Origin of the sequence: Staphylococcus sp. HMSC062H10 (assembly GCF_001836945.1) — a bacterium.
In the GTDB taxonomy this organism is placed as follows: Bacteria; Bacillota; Bacilli; order Staphylococcales; family Staphylococcaceae; genus Staphylococcus; species Staphylococcus aureus.
The window spans coordinates 1-18,128 of the sequence record NZ_KV830972.1; the positions used below are offsets into that span (position 1 = coordinate 1).

Here is an 18,128-nt window from a genome sequence, read left to right on the forward strand (position 1 = left end):
CTTTGTAGAGCATTGAACATTGATTTATGTCTCAAGCTCATCATATATAAAGAAAAAGCTACTAACAATGTGTGGTGAGTTTAATTAAAACTTCACTTCAAAGTTAGTAGCTTTTTGATTATTTATTGTTTGATTCTTTTTGTTCATTTACCTTCATAATGACTGGTAAAATCATTGGTTTTCTAGCTGTTTTTTCAAATAAATAAGGTTGTAATGTTTCAATGATAGAAGATTTAATCTGATGCCATTGAATATCTTTATTTTGATTTAACTTACTAATAACATCAGTTTTGATTTTGCGTTGTGCATCATAAATTAATTGTCCTGATTCTCTCATATATACAAATCCTCGAGAAATAATGTCTGGACCAGAAAGTAATTTATTTGTATTAAAATCAATACTAACAACAACGATAACTAAACCTTCTTCAGATAATAGCTTACGGTCTCTTATTACAACATTACCAATATCACCGATACCACTACCATCAACAAGTACATTACCAGATGGAATGCGACCAGCTTTACGTGCTGAATCGTGTGTTAAAGCTAAGACATCTCCGATATCAAAGATGAAGACATTATCTTCTTCAACGCCGCATTCAACACCAGTCTCACCATGTGCTTTTAACATACGGTATTCACCATGAATTGGTAAGAAATATTTCGGCTTGATTAATCGAAGCATTAATTGTTGATCACCTTGAGAACCATGCCCTGAAGTATGGATGTTAGAAATCTTGCTGTGGATAACATCTGCACCAGCTTTATACAAGGAATTAATCGTTCTGTTAATACTTTTTGTATTACCTGGGATAGGTGATGAACTAAATACAACGGTATCTTCAGGTATAATTTTAATTTGCTTATGCGTACCATTAGCAATTCTAGATAATGCTGCCATTGGTTCACCTTGAGAACCAGTACATAGTATCAATAACTCATGCTTCGGTACGGTATTAATTTTATTAGGTTCAATAAATGTTTCAGGTGGTGCTTTAATATAACCAAGTTCCATACCGATTTTAATATTGTTTTCCATCGAACGACCGAACGTAACAATTTTACGGTTATTTTTGATAGCAGCTTCAACTGCTTGTTGAACTCGGTAAATATTAGAAGCGAAGGTAGCGAATATAATACGACCTTTACAATTACGGAAGATCTTATCTACGTTTTGACCAACTTCACGTTCGCTTAAAGTAAAATCAGGCACAAGTGAATTTGTTGAGTCTGAAAGTAAACATAGAACGCCTTCTTCGCCTAATTGAGCCATTTTAGCAATGTTTGCTGGTTTGCCTACAGGTGTAAAATCAAATTTAAAGTCACCGGTATGAACTACTTTTCCTTCAGGTGTATCTACGATGACGCCATAAGTTTCAGGAATACTATGCGTAGTTAAGTAGAAAGAAATCGTAAAGTGCTTAGATTTAATCACACTGTCCTCATTGATTTCATTTAGTTTAGCAGTACGTAATAAATGATGTTCTTCAAGTTTATTACGGATTAAACCTAATGCTAAAGGACCACCATAAATAGGTATATTAAGTTGTTTTAATAGGAAGGGCACACCGCCTATATGGTCTTCGTGACCATGTGTTATAAATAGGCCAACAATTTTATCTTGGTTTTGAACTAGATATGTGTAGTCAGGTATAACATAATCAATCCCTAATAAGTTATCATCAGGGAATTTGATACCTGCATCGATAATGACAATTTCGTCTTTATACTCAACTGCATAAGTATTTTTACCGATTTCACCTAGACCTCCAAGTGCATATACACCTACTTCATTTGGATGTAATTGTTTCATTATTTAGCAATCTCCACATTAAAGTGTTCTGAGTTTTCTTTTTCGTAATCTAAATGTGCGCCCTCTAATTTAGTGATAAATTCAATATTAAAATTACGATCTTTCAAGTAACGACGTACTTGTTCTTCTGTTTGAGCTTCAACATAAAGTGATTGTGTATTTTCACGCACAATTACCTCGTCTCTGTTATGTTGATAAAAAACTTTAAATACTGCCATGTTAAAAATTCCTCCTAAGAATGTTTGTTTAATTTATTGTTAACCCTAGTAAAATCGTATTGGAGTATATATCGATAAATTCATTCCAATCATCTCTATAATGTAACTTAATAACGATTCGGTTAATAACTAGGTTCATCATGTCGTTCATTTTAAAAAATTAGTGAAATAACACTAAAATTTCAGTTAAATCTTATTTTACATGATGAATGATAATAAATAAAGCAGTTTATCTCACTAGAAATCTAAGTATTTCGAATAAATGTGTAGTTCTGTTTATTAAAATAAATGTAGAGATTATAAATTAATGTTAAGAAAGAATTAAAGGATTTTATATGAAACGATAAAGTTTAAATGAGGGGATAAAAAGTTTGGTAGAAAGGTGAATATATTTAACTGTTGTCTATTTGAAAAAGTTGTACAAGAAAAAGCTTAGGACATCATATTTATCCTAAGCTTTGATAGTTAGTAAAAATGTGTTTTAAACTTCTACAGCATCTGTATGTGGTTGTAATGGGTGATCTTTGTCAATGTGATCATAGAACATTACACCATTTAAATGGTCAATTTCATGTTGGAAAACAATTGCTGGATATCCTTTTAGACGTAATTGTATATCATTACCTTCGATGTCTTTGGCTTTAATTGTAATTCTATTATGGCGATGAACTAGACCAGCAACATTATCATCGACACTAAGGCAACCTTCACCAGTTGGTAAATAGGCTTCTTGAACGCTATGACTTACAATTTTGGGGTTCACAAGCATATAGTCATAAGATTTGCCACTGCCATCATCTGGTATTAAAACAGCAATCATACGTTTAGAAATATTGATTTGAGGAGCAGCCAAACCAACACCTGAACGTAAACCGTATCGTTTCGCGATTTCCTCATCTTGACTATTTACTAAAAACTCTCTCATGGCGATTAATGTTTCTTTTTCTTCTTTAGTTAATGGTAATTCTAGCTCAGCTGCTTTTTGACGCAAAGTTGGATGACCATCTCTAATGATGTCTTTCATTGTTAACATATATTGCACCTTCCTTATTTTAATTTGTTTTAGTTGAATGACAGTAAAAAGGTTGTTAAGATACTCATACATTTTTATGTGTAAATATGTACAAAGTTAACCAACTACTGCCAATGTTTATTTTAGATAGTATATGTAAATTTTCAGATATGCTAATTGCTTAAAAAAATGATTAAAGTGTTGATTTCAAGCAATGATACTTTAGAAATTTATTTATCATCTTGACTTTAAAAATTATATTATAAATGACGTAACTGTCAACAGATATACTTAGTAATGAAGATGTATAAAGTAATTGTTTAAAATTGATTTCCAAGCAGATTTTATTTATCATTTAATTTAAATAGCAAGTGGAGGTACAAGTAATGAAATTTGGAAAAACAATCGCAGTAGTATTAGCATCTAGTGTCTTGCTTGCAGGATGTACTACGGATAAAAAAGAAATTAAGGCATATTTAAAGCAAGTGGATAAAATTAAAGACGATGAAGAACCAATTAAAACTGTTGGTAAGAAAATTGCTGAATTAGATGAGAAAAAGAAAAAATTAACTGAAGATGTCAATAGTAAAGATACAGCAGTTCGCGGTAAAGCAGTAAAAGACTTAATTAAAAATGCCGATGATCGTCTAAAGGAATTTGAAAAAGAAGAAGACGCAATTAAGAAGTCTGAACAAGACTTTAAGAAAGCAAAAAGTCACGTTGATAATATTGATAATGATGTTAAACGTAAAGAAGTAAAACAATTAGATGATGTATTAAAAGAAAAATATAAGTTGCACAGTGATTACGCGAAAGCATATAAAAAGGCTGTAAACTCAGAAAAAACATTATTTAAATATTTAAATCAAAATGATGCGACACAACAAGGTGTTAATGAAAAATCAAAAGCAATAGAACAGAACTATAAAAAGTTAAAAGAAGTATCAGATAAGTATACGAAAGTACTAAATAAGGTTGGTAAAGAAAAGCAAGACGTTGATCAATTTAAATAATTAATATGATACAGATGGTAGGAAACAACTAATACAGTTCCTGTTATCTGTATCTTTTTTTATTAAAACAGAACTTTTTCAAATGGTTTAACAGTCCCATTTATTTGTGGTACAATTAGTAAGGATAAAATGAATTTCTATACAATTATGGGAAAGGTATGGTGAATTGAATGGCTCCTAAGTTACAAGCCCAATTCGATGCAGTAAAAGTTTTAAATGATACTCAATCGAAATTTGAAATGGTTCAAATTTTGGATGAGAATGGTAACGTCGTAAATGAAGACTTAGTACCTGATCTTACGGATGAACAATTAGTAGAATTAATGGAAAGAATGGTATGGACTCGTATCCTTGATCAACGTTCTATCTCATTAAACAGACAAGGACGTTTAGGTTTCTATGCACCAACTGCTGGTCAAGAAGCATCACAATTAGCGTCACAATACGCTTTAGAAAAAGAAGATTACATTTTACCAGGATACAGAGATGTTCCTCAAATTATTTGGCATGGTTTACCATTAACTGAAGCTTTCTTATTCTCAAGAGGTCACTTCAAAGGGAATCAATTCCCTGAAGGTGTTAATGCATTAAGCCCACAAATTATTATCGGTGCACAATACATTCAAACTGCTGGCGTTGCATTTGCACTTAAAAAACGTGGTAAAAATGCAGTTGCAATCACTTACACTGGTGACGGTGGTTCTTCACAAGGTGATTTCTACGAAGGTATTAACTTTGCAGCAGCTTATAAAGCACCTGCAATTTTCGTTATTCAAAACAATAACTATGCAATTTCAACACCAAGAAGCAAGCAAACTGCTGCTGAAACATTAGCTCAAAAAGCAATTGCTGTAGGTATTCCTGGTATCCAAGTTGATGGTATGGATGCGTTAGCTGTATATCAAGCAACTAAAGAAGCACGTGACCGCGCTGTTGCAGGTGAAGGTCCAACATTAATTGAAACTATGACATATCGTTACGGTCCTCATACAATGGCTGGTGACGATCCAACTCGTTACAGAACTTCAGACGAAGATGCTGAATGGGAGAAAAAAGACCCATTAGTGCGTTTCCGTAAATTCCTTGAAAACAAAGGTTTATGGAATGAAAACAAAGAAAATGAAGTTATTGAACGTGCAAAAGCTGATATTAAAGCAGCAATTAAAGAGGCTGATAACACTGAAAAACAAACTGTTACTTCTCTAATGGAAATTATGTATGAAGATATGCCTCAAAACTTAGCAGAACAATATGAAATTTACAAAGAGAAGGAGTCGAAGTAAGCCATGGCACAAATGACAATGGTTCAAGCGATTAATGATGCGCTTAAAACTGAACTTAAAAATGACCAAGATGTTTTAATTTTTGGTGAAGACGTTGGTGTTAACGGCGGTGTTTTCCGTGTTACTGAAGGACTACAAAAAGAATTTGGTGAAGATAGAGTATTCGATACACCTTTAGCTGAATCAGGTATTGGTGGTTTAGCAATGGGTCTTGCAGTTGAAGGATTCCGTCCGGTTATGGAAGTACAATTCTTAGGTTTCGTATTTGAAGTATTTGATGCGATTGCTGGACAAATTGCACGTACTCGTTTCCGTTCAGGCGGTACTAAAACTGCACCTGTAACAATTCGTAGCCCATTTGGTGGTGGCGTACACACACCTGAATTGCACGCAGACAACTTAGAAGGTATTTTAGCTCAATCTCCAGGTCTAAAGGTTGTTATTCCTTCAGGCCCATACGATGCGAAAGGTTTATTAATTTCTTCTATTAGAAGTAATGACCCAGTCGTATACTTAGAGCATATGAAATTGTATCGTTCATTCCGTGAAGAAGTACCTGAAGAAGAATATACAATTGACATTGGTAAGGCTAATGTGAAAAAAGAAGGTAATGACATTTCAATCATCACATACGGTGCAATGGTTCAAGAATCAATGAAAGCTGCAGAAGAACTTGAAAAAGATGGTTATTCTGTTGAAGTAATTGACTTACGTACTGTTCAACCAATCGATGTTGACACAATTGTAGCTTCAGTTGAAAAAACTGGTCGTGCAGTTGTAGTTCAAGAAGCTCAACGTCAAGCTGGTGTTGGTGCAGCAGTTGTAGCTGAATTAAGTGAACGTGCAATCCTTTCATTAGAAGCACCTATTGGAAGAGTTGCAGCAGCAGATACAATTTATCCATTCACTCAAGCTGAAAATGTTTGGTTACCAAACAAAAATGACATCATCGAAAAAGCAAAAGAAACTTTAGAATTTTAATACATTTTAAAAGTTAACGAAGTTAGCGTATTTTAGTCTCATTGATTAAAATGAAATGTTTAATTTACGAAATCTTAGGAGGGCAAAAACGTGGCATTTGAATTTAGATTACCCGATATCGGGGAAGGTATCCACGAAGGTGAAATTGTAAAATGGTTTGTTAAAGCTGGAGATACTATTGAAGAAGACGATGTTTTAGCTGAGGTACAAAACGATAAATCAGTAGTAGAAATCCCATCACCAGTATCTGGTACTGTTGAAGAAGTTATGGTAGAAGAAGGTACAGTAGCTGTAGTTGGTGACGTTATTGTTAAAATCGATGCACCTGATGCAGAAGATATGCAATTTAAAGGTCATGATGATGATTCATCATCTAAAGAAGAACCTGCGAAAGAGGAAGCGCCAGCAGAGCAAACACCTGTAGCTACTCAAACTGAAGAAGTAGATGAAAACAGAACTGTTAAAGCAATGCCTTCAGTACGTAAATACGCACGTGAAAAAGGTGTTAACATTAAAGCAGTTTCAGGATCTGGTAAAAATGGTCGTATTACAAAAGAAGATGTAGATGCATACTTAAATGGTGGTGCACCAACAGCTTCAAATGAATCAGCTGCTTCAGCTTCAAATGAAGAAGTTGCTGAAACTCCTGCAGCACCTGCAGCAGTATCATTAGAAGGCGACTTCCCAGAAACAACTGAAAAAATCCCTGCTATGCGTAGAGCAATTGCGAAAGCAATGGTTAACTCTAAGCATACTGCACCTCATGTAACATTAATGGATGAAATTGATGTTCAAGCATTATGGGATCACCGTAAGAAATTTAAAGAAATCGCAGCTGAACAAGGTACTAAGTTAACGTTCTTACCATATGTTGTTAAAGCACTTGTTTCTGCATTGAAAAAATACCCAGCACTTAATACTTCATTCAATGAAGAAGCTGGTGAAATTGTGCATAAACATTACTGGAATATCGGTATTGCGGCGGACACTGATAGAGGTTTATTAGTACCTGTAGTGAAACATGCTGACCGTAAATCTATTTTCCAAATTTCTGATGAAATTAACGAATTAGCTGTTAAAGCACGTGATGGTAAATTAACAGCCGATGAAATGAAAGGTGCAACATGCACAATCAGTAATATCGGTTCAGCTGGTGGACAATGGTTCACTCCAGTTATCAATCACCCAGAAGTAGCAATCTTAGGAATTGGCCGTATTGCTCAAAAACCTATCGTTAAAGATGGAGAAATTGTTGCAGCACCAGTATTAGCATTATCATTAAGCTTTGACCACAGACAAATTGATGGTGCAACTGGCCAAAATGCAATGAATCACATTAAACGTTTATTAAATAATCCAGAATTATTATTAATGGAGGGGTAAAACATGGTAGTTGGAGATTTTCCAATTGAAACAGATACTATAGTAATCGGAGCAGGTCCTGGTGGATACGTTGCTGCAATCCGTGCAGCTCAATTAGGACAAAAAGTAACAATCGTTGAGAAAGGTAATCTTGGTGGTGTTTGCTTAAACGTAGGATGTATTCCTTCAAAAGCATTACTACATGCTTCTCACCGTTTTGTTGAAGCACAACATTCTGAAAACTTAGGTGTTATTGCTGAAAGTGTTTCTTTAAACTTCCAAAAAGTTCAAGAATTCAAATCATCAGTTGTTAATAAATTAACTGGTGGTGTTGAAGGCTTACTTAAAGGTAACAAAGTAAACATCGTTAAAGGTGAAGCATATTTCGTAGATAACAATAGCTTACGTGTTATGGACGAAAAGAGCGCACAAACATACAACTTTAAAAATGCAATCATTGCAACAGGTTCAAGACCAATTGAAATTCCTAATTTCAAATTCGGTAAACGTGTTATCGACTCAACAGGTGCTTTAAACTTACAAGAAGTACCAGGTAAATTAGTTGTAGTTGGTGGAGGATATATTGGATCAGAATTAGGTACAGCATTTGCTAACTTTGGTTCAGAAGTAACAATCCTTGAAGGTGCTAAAGATATCTTAGGTGGCTTCGAAAAACAAATGACACAACCTGTTAAAAAAGGTATGAAAGAAAAAGGTGTTGAAATCGTTACTGAAGCTATGGCTAAATCAGCTGAAGAAACAGATAACGGAGTTAAAGTCACTTATGAAGCTAAAGGCGAAGAGAAAACAATCGAAGCTGATTATGTATTAGTAACTGTAGGTCGTCGTCCAAACACAGACGAATTAGGCCTAGAAGAATTAGGTGTTAAATTCGCTGACCGTGGATTATTAGAAGTTGATAAACAAAGCCGTACGTCTATCAGCAATATCTATGCAATTGGTGATATCGTTCCAGGTTTACCACTTGCTCACAAAGCTAGCTATGAAGCTAAAGTTGCTGCTGAAGCAATTGATGGTCAAGCTGCTGAAGTTGATTACATTGGTATGCCAGCAGTATGCTTTACTGAACCTGAATTAGCTACAGTTGGTTATTCAGAAGCGCAAGCTAAAGAAGAAGGTTTAGCAATTAAAGCTTCTAAATTCCCATATGCAGCAAATGGTCGTGCATTATCATTAGACGATACTAACGGATTTGTTAAACTTATTACACTTAAAGAAGATGATACTTTAATCGGTGCTCAAGTAGTTGGTACTGGTGCATCAGATATTATCTCTGAATTAGGTTTAGCAATTGAAGCTGGTATGAATGCTGAAGATATCGCATTAACAATCCATGCACATCCAACATTAGGTGAGATGACTATGGAAGCAGCTGAAAAAGCTATCGGATACCCAATCCATACAATGTAATAACTGATTATCTATAAAGATTCAGTCATTAAAAAGCTGTAGCATATGCTACGGCTTTTTTGTTTTAGGTAAAGTAGTGTAAGGAAATTGATTTGAGATATCGTTAACATGTGACATGCATGTTATACTAGCGATGCTAACAAAAGAATTGAAATGGAGGGTTCAACAATGGAATATGAGTATCCAATTGATTTAGACTGGAGTAATGAAGAGATGATTTCAGTGATAAATTTCTTTAATCATGTAGAGAAGTATTATGAATCCGGCGTGACGGCAGGAGACTTTATGGATGCATATAAAAGATTTAAAGAAATTGTGCCTGCTAAAGCAGAGGAAAAACAAATTTTTAATACTTTCGAAAAAAGTAGTGGCTATAATAGTTACAAAGCAGTTCAAGATGTAAAAACTCACTCTGAAGAACAAAGAGTAACAGCTAAAAAATAATTCGTTCGAAATTAACACAATTTAATAGGATTTTTTCTTTAAAAATATTGCTAATAAAGCTATATTTTGATACCTTTATCAAGTGTTAAACAAAATGTTTGATAAAAGTAAACTTAATATAGCTTTTTTAGGTGGAAAAATAAATGAACATAGGTAATAAAATTAAAAATCTTAGAAGAATTAAAAATTTAACGCAAGAAGAACTTGCTGAACGTACAGACTTATCGAAAGGCTACATTTCACAAATAGAAAGTGAACATGCGTCGCCAAGTATGGAAACTTTCTTAAATATTATAGAGGTGTTAGGAACGACGCCAAGTGAATTTTTTAAAGACAGTGAAAATGAAAAAGTATTATACAAGAAGGAAGAACAAGTTATTTATGATGAGTATGATGAAGGTTATATATTAAATTGGTTAGTATCAAAGTCTAATGAATATGATATGGAACCATTAATACTAACATTAAAGCCTGGCGCATCATATAAAAACTTTAATCCATCAGAGTCTGATACGTTTATTTATTGTATGTCAGGTCAGATAACACTTAATTTAGGCAAAGAGATATATCAAGCACAAGAAGAAGACGTTTTGTATTTTAAAGCACGAGATAATCATCGTTTGTCAAATGAATCAAACAATGAAACACGAATACTTATTGTAGCGACAGCTTCATATTTATAGGGGGGATCTTATTTGGAACCGTTATTATCATTAAAATCAGTTAGTAAAAGCTATGATGATCTTAATATCTTAGATGACATAGATATTGATATTGAATCAGGATACTTTTATACATTATTAGGTCCTTCAGGTTGTGGTAAAACAACAATTTTAAAATTAATTGCAGGGTTTGAATATCCTGATAGTGGTGAAGTGATTTATCAAAACAAACCAATTGGTAATTTACCACCAAATAAACGTAAAGTGAATACAGTCTTTCAAGATTATGCATTATTTCCACACTTAAACGTCTATGATAATATCGCTTTCGGTTTGAAATTAAAAAAATTATCAAAAACCGAAATTGATCAAAAAGTAACTGAGGCATTAAAATTAGTTAAGCTTTCAGGTTATGAAAAAAGAAATATTAATGAAATGAGTGGCGGACAAAAGCAACGTGTTGCAATTGCACGTGCTATCGTAAATGAACCAGAAATATTATTGTTAGATGAATCTTTATCCGCATTAGATTTGAAATTGCGTACTGATATGCAATATGAATTAAGGGAATTGCAATCTAGATTAGGTATTACATTTATATTTGTAACACATGATCAAGAAGAAGCGTTAGCACTAAGTGACTTTCTTTTTGTATTAAAAGATGGGAAAATTCAACAATTTGGTACACCAACAGATATATATGACGAACCAGTGAATCGATTTGTAGCTGATTTTATTGGAGAATCTAATATTGTTGAAGGGCGCATGGTTAGAGATTATGTCGTGAATATTTATGGGCAAGATTTCGAATGTGTCGATATGGGTATTCCTGAAAATAAAAAAGTAGAAGTCGTTATTCGACCAGAAGATATATCATTAATCAAAGCAGAAGAAGGATTATTTAAAGCAACTGTTGATTCTATGTTATTTAGAGGGGTCCACTATGAAATATGTTGTATAGACAATAAAGGTTATGAATGGGTAATACAAACGACTAAAAAAGCTGAAGTAGGCAGTGAAGTTGGTCTTTATTTTGATCCTGAAGCCATTCATATTATGGTTCCTGGAGAAACAGAAGAAGAGTTTGATAAACGTATTGAAAGCTATGAGGAAGTAGACAATGCGTAATACTAATAAATTTCTCTTAATCCCGTATTTATTATGGATGGTTATATTTATTATTGTACCAGTTGTATTACTCATTTATTTTTCATTTTTAGATATCAATGGACATTTTAGTTTCACGAATTATCAACAAATTTTTACTACAAAATATTTAAAAATGTTTGCATATTCAATTTTATATGCCGCTTTAATAACAATTATTACGTTGGCTATCAGTTATCCAGCTGCCTATTATATTACTCGCTCGAAATTTCAAAATATCTTATTAATGATAATGATTATTCCAACATGGATAAATTTATTGTTAAAGACATATGCTTTTATAGGTTTATTAAGTCACGATGGCGTGATTAATCAATTTTTCCACTTATTTAATTTACCATCATTCAATTTATTATTTACAACTGGTGCGTTTTTAGTAGTGGCAAGTTATATTTATATACCATTTATGATTTTACCTATATTTAATAGCATGAAAGCAATTCCTAATAATTTATTGCAGGCCTCAAGTGATTTAGGTGCTAGTCCTTTCTATACTTTTAGAAAAGTAATCATGCCGTTAACAAAAGAAGGTGTTATGACTGGGATTCAAGTAACCTTTATTCCATCACTTTCATTATTTATGATTACAAGATTAATTGCAGGTAATAAAGTCATAAATATAGGTACGGCAATAGAGGAGCAATTTTTAACAATTCAAAATTATGGTATGGGATCAACTATAGCTTTATTCTTAATTGTATTTATGGCATTCATTTTAATCATTACAAAATCATCTAATGGGAGAGGGTGAGTCATATGAAATGGTATGGAAAACTGTATATCGGGATACTTTTAGCGATTTTATACATCCCAATATTCTTTTTAATGTTTTATTCATTCAATTCGGCTGGTAATATGATTCACTTTGAACATTTTACATTAGAGCATTATCAATCATTATTTCAAAATGATCATTTAATGTCGGTCATTTTTAATACGATAGCTGTAGCACTTTTAGCAGCCTCAATTTCTACAGTTATTGGTACATTTGGTGCCATTGCTATTTATTATTTAAGAAATAAAAAGTTTAAAGTAACTTTACTAACATTGAATAATGTCTTGATGGTATCATCCGACGTTGTCATAGGCGCATCATTCTTAATTATGTTTACAACGATTGGCCATTTTACTGGTCTTGGTTTAGGATTTTGGACAGTTCTAATATCTCATATTGCATTTTGCATACCTATAGTTGTGATTATCGTCTTACCACAACTGTATGAAATGAATAATAATATGTTAAATGCTGCAAGAGATTTAGGAGCGACTGAACCACAATTATTAAGCAACATTATTATTCCTAATATTTTACCTTCTATTATAGGAGGGTTCTTTATGGCTTTAACTTATTCACTAGACGATTTCACAGTAAGTTTCTTCGTTACTGGTAATGGCTTTAGTGTGTTATCAGTTGAAGTTTATGCTATGGCGAGAAAAGGAATTAGTATGGAAATTAATGCGATTTCAACATTATTGTTTGCTGTTATTGTATTAGGAATACTAGGATATTATTTGATTCAATACGTGATAAATAAGAAAAAACTAATCAAGCGAGGTGTAAAATAATGAAACGTTTTTTACAACTCATTATAGGTGCATTAGTTGTGGGTATGCTTTGTCTTACTTTAAGTCATTGGTTTAAATCTAAAGAACAAGTGCATACAAATCAAAAAATTTACGTATACAATTGGGGCGAATATATTGATCCAGAGTTAATTAAGAAATTTGAAAAAGAAACGGGCATACAGGTCGTTTATGAAACTTTCGATTCAAACGAAGCGATGGAAGCCAAAATTCGCAATGGCGGTACACATTATGATGTTGCTTTTCCTAGTGAATATACAGTTCAAAAATTGAAAAGAGATCATTTATTGTTACCAATAGATCATAATAAAGTACCTAATATTAAAAATTTAGATTCAGATTATATGAATATGTCATTTGATAAAGGCAATAAATATTCTTTACCTTATTTCTTTGGAACTGTAGGTATTTTATATAATAAAGAAAAGTATCCAAATGAATCATTTGATAGTTGGAAGTCATTGTATAATCCTAAATTTAAAAACCAAATTTTACTAGTTGACGGTGCTAGAGAGATTATAGGCATGAGTTTGAATAAACTTGGGTATAATCTTAATGACCGTAATTCGCACCATTTAAAAGAAGCAGAGCGAGATTTAACTAAATTAGCACCACAAGTAAGAGGTGTCGTAGGTGATGAAATTACCATGATGCTTGAACAAAATGAAGGTAACATTGCGGTTGTTTGGAGTGGTGTTGCAGCACCTCTAGTGCAAGAAGGGGATAAATATAACTATGTTATTCCTAAAGAAGGATCGAATTTATGGTTCGACAATATGGTAATTCCGAAAACGGCACAAAATAAAGAGGGTGCATATAAATTTATGAATTTTTTATTAGATGCTAAAAATAACAAGCAAAATACTGAATTCGTAGGCTATGCAACGCCAAACAAGGCTGCTCGACAATTGTTGCCTAAAGAGATTAAAGACGACCATCGTTTCTATCCTACAAAGGAAGAACAAAAACGACTTGAAGTGTATAAAGATTTAGGACAAGAAGTTTTAAGCGAATATAACGAAAACTTTTTGAATTTCAAAATGTCACTAAAATAAAAACATAAATAGTAGTTATTTACTGTATATTTAGTTATAATAACTGGATAAGTACTATAAGGAGTTGTAACGAATGACTGGAGAACAATTTACTCAAATTAAACGTCCAGTAAGTAGATTAACTGAAAAAGTTCTAGGTTGGCTTTGTTGGGTTATGTTATTAGTGCTTACCGTCATTACGATGTTTATAGCGCTTGTTTCGTTTAGTAATAACACATCGATTGCTAATCTTGAAAATACATTAAACAATAATGCATTTATCCAGCAATTATTAGCTGGTAATGGTTATAATACAACCCAATTTGTTATTTGGTTACAAAATGGTATTTGGGCTATTATTGTATACTTTATTGTGTGTTTATTGATTTCGTTTTTAGCTCTCATTTCTATGAATATAAGAATCTTATCAGGCTTTTTATTCTTAATATCAGCTTTTGTAACGATTCCGTTAGTACTACTTATCGTTACATTAATTATTCCGATTTTATTCTTTATTATCGCGATGATGATGTTTATTAGGAAAGATAAAGTTGAATTGGTTGGACCTCAATATTATGAAGGTTACAACGAACCGGTATATGATTATCGTGAACCTGTGTACGAGCGTCAACAACCGAAAGATGATTATTATGATGTGCCTAAATATGAAAAAGAATTGGATAAATCAAACACTGTATATGATCAAGAACAGGAAAGAGATAAATATGATCAATTTCCTAAACGTGCAGTTGAAAGTGAATATAATCATGATGAACGTATTGAGGAAGAACCATCAGTATTATCCAGACAGGCTAAATACAAACAAAAAAGTACTGAAGAACTAGGTATTGAAGATGATGGTTATTATGCAGAACCTGAAGTTGATCCAAAAGAATTGAAAGCACAACAAAAGAGAGAAAAAGCTGAAATTAAAGCTAAGAAAAAAGAAAAACGTAAAGCTTATAACCAACGAATGAAAGAACGTAGGAAAAATCAACCTAGCGCAGTTAGTCAACGTCGAATGAATTTTGAAGAGCGACGTCAAATTTACAACAATGATATTTCTGAAGAACGCAATTCAAGTGAAGTTAAGGACAAAAAAGAGCAAGAATAAATATTGATGGTACCCAGATTAGTAAGTAGAGGTCTTTTGCTTATTAATCTGGGTTTTTATATGAGGTTAATTATCGATAACGTTTAATTAAAGTGTTTAGGTGTCATAATTTTAAATGACGATTTCTCTTTACCATACAGCTAAATTACCATCAATCTGAATTCAGATGTTTATTATAAAAATTAGATAAAAAATATGTTAATATACAAGTAAATTAATGTGCGTATATCTATTGGCTCGTAGTATACTTATTAAAATATTAAACAAAGAAAGGATTTTAAGATGAATAGAAAACCTGAATTAATCATGGCTTGGATTGCAAATAGTATTAGTATTATTTATTTATTAGTTATGGGGCTATCCTATTTTTCTTTAAAAACTGGTAATGCATCACAACGTGAAGAATTAGCGAAGCAATTATCTCAGAACGGTGGCAAAGTTTCTTTAGATATGCTTCAGACAACAATAGGTGCATTAGCAATTATTTTATTAATTTCAACACTTTATGGTATATTTGCGACAATTTGTATTAAAGGGCGTAGAAAATTATCGGTTATACTTTTTGTTATCACGATAATTGTAAGTTTGATGGCTTTTAATTTAATTGCAATTGTCTTATGGATTATCGTGATGATTATGTTGATTTCTAAAAAAGAATCAAAAGAAACTACACATAAGGACGATGAGTATATTTATCATTAATATGTTCATAGCAAAAGAAAAACCATTAATATGTTAAGTTGTTAATTATTAGATACAACTAACATTTTAATGGTTTTATTTTTAACCTTGTAGTTCTTGGAATGTTTGAACGATTAAATAGATATTTAAAATACTTAGAATAATAATAAGTGTCCATGAAATGATATTAACCCATGTTTTATTATAGAAAGGTCCCATCAAGTCTTTATTACTAGTAGCTAATTGTAATGGAATTAAACAGAACGGCAGAGCAATACTTAAGAATACTTGAGAGAATACAAGTAGCTGCTCAATTTTAGCTGCATTACCCTTAAAAATGATTAAACATACGATAACAGGAATGACAGCAAGGGAACGTGTAATTAAACGTCTTAACCAATTTGGTATGTGTAATCTTAAAAATCCTTCCATTACAATTTGTCCTGCTAAAGTACCAGTAATCGTTGAATTTTGACCTGACGCTAATAATGCAACTGCAAATAATGTACTCATGATTGCACCCATTGTTGCACCCAGTACAGGTTCAGTTTTTAAGGCATGATATAAATCATAGAAACCACCTAAATCGTCAGCGTTTGAGTTGAAAAATAGTGATGCTCCTAACACTAATAATAAGCAATTGACTACAAATGCGATTGATAGCTGAATGTTCGAATCTATCGTAGCAAATTTAATCGCTTGCGCCTTTTCTTCATTATTATGTCTTGAGTATGTTCTAGATTGTACAATTGATGAATGTAAGTACAAATTATGAGGCATAATTGTTGCACCAATAATACCTAATGCAATATAGAGAATGCCGTTATTTGTAATGATTTCACTATGTGGTATAAATCCATATAACACAGCGTTCAACTGTGGTGATGAAATATAGACTTCAAATATAAAGATGAATAACACTGTGAAAATTAATGTACCAACAATAGCTTCAATTTTTCTAAAACCATATTTCATTATAAATAGTAGTAAAAATACATCAAGTACAGTTATTAGTGCACCGACGATTAAAGGTATGTTAAATAGGAGATTGAGAGCAATAGCACTACCAATAACTTCAGCAATATCTGTGGCGATAATTGCTAGTTCTGCAATAATCCAAAAGATAATAGCAATAGGTCTTGATAAATAATGTCGTGTCATTTGAGCTAAGTCCATACCTGTTGCTATTCCTAATCTCACTGTCATGCTTTGAAGTAACATTGCTGATAAACTTGAAATAAGAATTACGAATAGCAAAGTATAGCCATATTGCGCGCCACCTTGCATTGATGTTATCCAGTTTCCGGGATCCATGTAACCAACAGCGACTAATAACCCAGGACCAAGAAATGATAAAAATTTCTGTTTATTTGAACTGCGATGATCGAATTTAATTGTATTGTTTATTTCGTCTAAACTTAATTGTTCATTTGTTGAATGTCGTTTATTATTCATTTTGACTCACCTCTACTTCTTATGGACAATATAATAACCTAATAAAATGTTTAGGTCAACCTAAATTTATTTTATTTTTTTAAAAGTATGAATTATTATTTTGAATGTTCGATTTAATGGTAAGAAAAAAGAGCACGAAATCATGGCTGTGATTACGTGCTCTATTATTTAAACAAAGTTATTTATGCAGAATAAAATGGTAAGAACTGATCGAAGGTTTCTTCTAAAAATGCAATAAATGCTTTGTCACTTTTTAATCTTTTATCTTGTGGTGTGATTGCACGCGCTATAAAGAATTCACCTTTTTTCACATTGATGGCTCTTTGTATCGCTTCTTTTAAATCATCATCCGTTAAATCTTTAATAAATGGTTTATCAGGTTTCATATGATCTAAGCAAACACGATAATCATCAGGTAATTGTTGAATAGCTTTGAATTTTCTTTCAAAAACTTTTGCACGTGTTGCTTTATCTTTTGCTTCATGCATGATTCCAAACATAACAAACAGTTGATCTTCAAACATACCAATTTGGAAATGAGGTAACATTTTATAACCTCGTTTGCTTGTAGCAAAAGCAACCCATGTATCTTTAGGAGGATTCACACTTCTTCTAGCATGTTTTGCTACGTGAGGATAAAATGTTTCACCGGTTTGACTTGTAAAGAAGTCACTAAAATATCCTCCTAATTCATGGAGTTGTGGTCGTATGTATTCGTTTAAAGCTTCCATTCGTGCGTCTAAGCCTTCTACGTTGAACGCTTTGAAATCTTTAGGTTTAAATGTATATTTTGTCATAGAGTACCTCCTGTATAGTGTTTAAAAATATTGTAGCATATGTTTTATCAATTGCGGATTAAGACGCTCTCATT

At 32.4% G+C, this 18,128-nt stretch carries 19 protein-coding genes; 13 read left to right on the plus strand and 6 right to left on the minus strand.

The window, feature by feature from the left end; all coding sequences use genetic code 11:
* Window positions 1–118: 118 nt before the first annotated feature.
* From rnjA to def, 4 genes are all read right to left on the minus strand, one after another.
* The gene (gene rnjA / locus HMPREF2658_RS02640; protein WP_000811375.1) at window positions 119–1,816 is read right to left on the minus strand and encodes a ribonuclease J1; all 1,698 of its coding nucleotides are present in this window, start codon (window positions 1,814–1,816) and stop codon (window positions 119–121) included.
* On the minus strand, window positions 1,816–2,034 hold the full coding sequence (locus HMPREF2658_RS02645; RefSeq protein WP_000257888.1) for a DNA-dependent RNA polymerase subunit epsilon: 219 nt from the start codon (window positions 2,032–2,034) through the stop codon (window positions 1,816–1,818). The genes rnjA and HMPREF2658_RS02645 overlap by 1 nt, the downstream gene beginning before the upstream one ends.
* 28 nt (window positions 2,035–2,062) lie before the next feature.
* Window positions 2,063–2,185 carry a hypothetical protein gene (locus HMPREF2658_RS02650; protein ID WP_031785455.1) on the minus strand — a complete coding sequence of 41 codons (123 nt, stop codon included), beginning with the start codon at window positions 2,183–2,185 and terminating at the stop codon, window positions 2,063–2,065.
* A 330-nt stretch (window positions 2,186–2,515) separates the two neighbouring features.
* A complete protein-coding gene (def, locus tag HMPREF2658_RS02655) occupies window positions 2,516–3,067 on the minus strand; it encodes a peptide deformylase (protein ID WP_000957036.1) in 552 nt (183 codons plus the stop codon).
* A 365-nt stretch (window positions 3,068–3,432) separates the two neighbouring features.
* Here def and HMPREF2658_RS02660 point away from each other — a divergent pair, with 365 nt between their 5' ends.
* The 13 genes from HMPREF2658_RS02660 to HMPREF2658_RS02720 all read left to right on the plus strand — a co-directional run bounded on the left by HMPREF2658_RS02660 (window position 3,433) and on the right by HMPREF2658_RS02720 (window position 15,823).
* Window positions 3,433–4,059 carry a YkyA family protein gene (locus tag HMPREF2658_RS02660; protein ID WP_000668339.1) on the plus strand — a complete coding sequence of 209 codons (627 nt, stop codon included), beginning with the start codon at window positions 3,433–3,435 and terminating at the stop codon, window positions 4,057–4,059.
* Window positions 4,060–4,229: 170 nt separating this feature from the next.
* A complete protein-coding gene (gene pdhA / locus HMPREF2658_RS02665) occupies window positions 4,230–5,342 on the plus strand; it encodes a pyruvate dehydrogenase (acetyl-transferring) E1 component subunit alpha (RefSeq protein WP_000035326.1) in 1,113 nt (370 codons plus the stop codon).
* A gap of 3 nt (window positions 5,343–5,345) precedes the next feature.
* Complete coding sequence (locus tag HMPREF2658_RS02670; RefSeq protein WP_000068176.1) at window positions 5,346–6,323, plus strand: alpha-ketoacid dehydrogenase subunit beta; 978 nt, start codon at window positions 5,346–5,348, stop codon at window positions 6,321–6,323.
* 90 nt (window positions 6,324–6,413) lie between these two features.
* On the plus strand, window positions 6,414–7,706 hold the full coding sequence (locus HMPREF2658_RS02675; RefSeq protein ID WP_000863447.1) for a dihydrolipoamide acetyltransferase family protein: 1,293 nt from the start codon (window positions 6,414–6,416) through the stop codon (window positions 7,704–7,706).
* A gap of 3 nt (window positions 7,707–7,709) precedes the next feature.
* Complete coding sequence (gene lpdA, locus HMPREF2658_RS02680) at window positions 7,710–9,116, plus strand: dihydrolipoyl dehydrogenase (protein WP_000260117.1); 1,407 nt, start codon at window positions 7,710–7,712, stop codon at window positions 9,114–9,116.
* 168 nt (window positions 9,117–9,284) lie between these two features.
* Window positions 9,285–9,560, plus strand: a complete 276-nt coding sequence (locus HMPREF2658_RS02685) for a UPF0223 family protein (protein ID WP_000455589.1) — start codon at window positions 9,285–9,287, stop codon at window positions 9,558–9,560.
* Between the two features lie 143 nt (window positions 9,561–9,703).
* On the plus strand, window positions 9,704–10,243 hold the full coding sequence (locus HMPREF2658_RS02690) for a helix-turn-helix domain-containing protein (protein ID WP_001020625.1): 540 nt from the start codon (window positions 9,704–9,706) through the stop codon (window positions 10,241–10,243).
* 12 nt (window positions 10,244–10,255) lie between these two features.
* Window positions 10,256–11,350, plus strand: coding sequence for an ABC transporter ATP-binding protein (locus tag HMPREF2658_RS02695; RefSeq protein WP_000433547.1), 1,095 nt, complete (start codon window positions 10,256–10,258; stop codon window positions 11,348–11,350).
* Window positions 11,343–12,140: an ABC transporter permease gene (locus HMPREF2658_RS02700; protein ID WP_001246557.1), complete on the plus strand. Its 798-nt coding sequence runs from the start codon at window positions 11,343–11,345 to the stop codon at window positions 12,138–12,140. The genes HMPREF2658_RS02695 and HMPREF2658_RS02700 overlap by 8 nt, the downstream gene beginning before the upstream one ends.
* A 5-nt stretch (window positions 12,141–12,145) precedes the next feature.
* The gene (locus tag HMPREF2658_RS02705) at window positions 12,146–12,955 is read left to right on the plus strand and encodes an ABC transporter permease (protein ID WP_000872390.1); all 810 of its coding nucleotides are present in this window, start codon (window positions 12,146–12,148) and stop codon (window positions 12,953–12,955) included.
* The gene (locus HMPREF2658_RS02710) at window positions 12,955–14,028 is read left to right on the plus strand and encodes an ABC transporter substrate-binding protein (protein WP_000819678.1); all 1,074 of its coding nucleotides are present in this window, start codon (window positions 12,955–12,957) and stop codon (window positions 14,026–14,028) included. The genes HMPREF2658_RS02705 and HMPREF2658_RS02710 overlap by 1 nt, the downstream gene beginning before the upstream one ends.
* Before the next feature lie 73 nt (window positions 14,029–14,101).
* Entirely contained in the window at window positions 14,102–15,121 is a 1,020-nt protein-coding gene (auxB, locus tag HMPREF2658_RS02715; protein ID WP_000145492.1) for a lipoteichoic acid stability factor AuxB, read from the plus strand.
* A gap of 282 nt (window positions 15,122–15,403) precedes the next feature.
* Window positions 15,404–15,823 (plus strand): DUF4064 domain-containing protein, encoded by a 420-nt coding sequence (locus HMPREF2658_RS02720; protein ID WP_001080470.1) that lies wholly within the window; start codon window positions 15,404–15,406, stop codon window positions 15,821–15,823.
* 81 nt (window positions 15,824–15,904) lie between these two features.
* Here the strand turns inward: HMPREF2658_RS02720 and HMPREF2658_RS02725 are convergent, their stop codons facing one another.
* Both HMPREF2658_RS02725 and HMPREF2658_RS02730 read right to left on the minus strand, forming a co-directional pair.
* Window positions 15,905–17,257 carry an Nramp family divalent metal transporter gene (locus HMPREF2658_RS02725; protein ID WP_001060850.1) on the minus strand — a complete coding sequence of 451 codons (1,353 nt, stop codon included), beginning with the start codon at window positions 17,255–17,257 and terminating at the stop codon, window positions 15,905–15,907.
* Window positions 17,258–17,439: 182 nt separating this feature from the next.
* The gene (locus tag HMPREF2658_RS02730; protein WP_000170607.1) at window positions 17,440–18,054 is read right to left on the minus strand and encodes a YktB family protein; all 615 of its coding nucleotides are present in this window, start codon (window positions 18,052–18,054) and stop codon (window positions 17,440–17,442) included.
* Window positions 18,055–18,128: the final 74 nt, after the last annotated feature.

Coding starts and splice junctions, on each gene's coding strand:
- pdhA (WP_000035326.1), top strand. CDS start 4,230: ATGGCTCCTAAGTTACAAGCCCAATTCGATGCAGTAAAAGTTTTAAAT.
- rnjA (WP_000811375.1), bottom strand. CDS start 1,816: ATGAAACAATTACATCCAAATGAAGTAGGTGTATATGCACTTGGAGGT.
- auxB (WP_000145492.1), top strand. CDS start 14,102: ATGACTGGAGAACAATTTACTCAAATTAAACGTCCAGTAAGTAGATTA.
- HMPREF2658_RS02645 (WP_000257888.1), bottom strand. CDS start 2,034: ATGGCAGTATTTAAAGTTTTTTATCAACATAACAGAGACGAGGTAATT.
- HMPREF2658_RS02690 (WP_001020625.1), top strand. CDS start 9,704: ATGAACATAGGTAATAAAATTAAAAATCTTAGAAGAATTAAAAATTTA.
- lpdA (WP_000260117.1), top strand. CDS start 7,710: ATGGTAGTTGGAGATTTTCCAATTGAAACAGATACTATAGTAATCGGA.
- HMPREF2658_RS02705 (WP_000872390.1), top strand. CDS start 12,146: ATGAAATGGTATGGAAAACTGTATATCGGGATACTTTTAGCGATTTTA.
- HMPREF2658_RS02660 (WP_000668339.1), top strand. CDS start 3,433: ATGAAATTTGGAAAAACAATCGCAGTAGTATTAGCATCTAGTGTCTTG.
- HMPREF2658_RS02700 (WP_001246557.1), top strand. CDS start 11,343: ATGCGTAATACTAATAAATTTCTCTTAATCCCGTATTTATTATGGATG.
- HMPREF2658_RS02725 (WP_001060850.1), bottom strand. CDS start 17,257: ATGAATAATAAACGACATTCAACAAATGAACAATTAAGTTTAGACGAA.
- HMPREF2658_RS02670 (WP_000068176.1), top strand. CDS start 5,346: ATGGCACAAATGACAATGGTTCAAGCGATTAATGATGCGCTTAAAACT.
- HMPREF2658_RS02720 (WP_001080470.1), top strand. CDS start 15,404: ATGAATAGAAAACCTGAATTAATCATGGCTTGGATTGCAAATAGTATT.
- HMPREF2658_RS02685 (WP_000455589.1), top strand. CDS start 9,285: ATGGAATATGAGTATCCAATTGATTTAGACTGGAGTAATGAAGAGATG.
- HMPREF2658_RS02730 (WP_000170607.1), bottom strand. CDS start 18,054: ATGACAAAATATACATTTAAACCTAAAGATTTCAAAGCGTTCAACGTA.
- HMPREF2658_RS02650 (WP_031785455.1), bottom strand. CDS start 2,185: ATGAACGACATGATGAACCTAGTTATTAACCGAATCGTTATTAAGTTA.
- def (WP_000957036.1), bottom strand. CDS start 3,067: ATGTTAACAATGAAAGACATCATTAGAGATGGTCATCCAACTTTGCGT.
- HMPREF2658_RS02710 (WP_000819678.1), top strand. CDS start 12,955: ATGAAACGTTTTTTACAACTCATTATAGGTGCATTAGTTGTGGGTATG.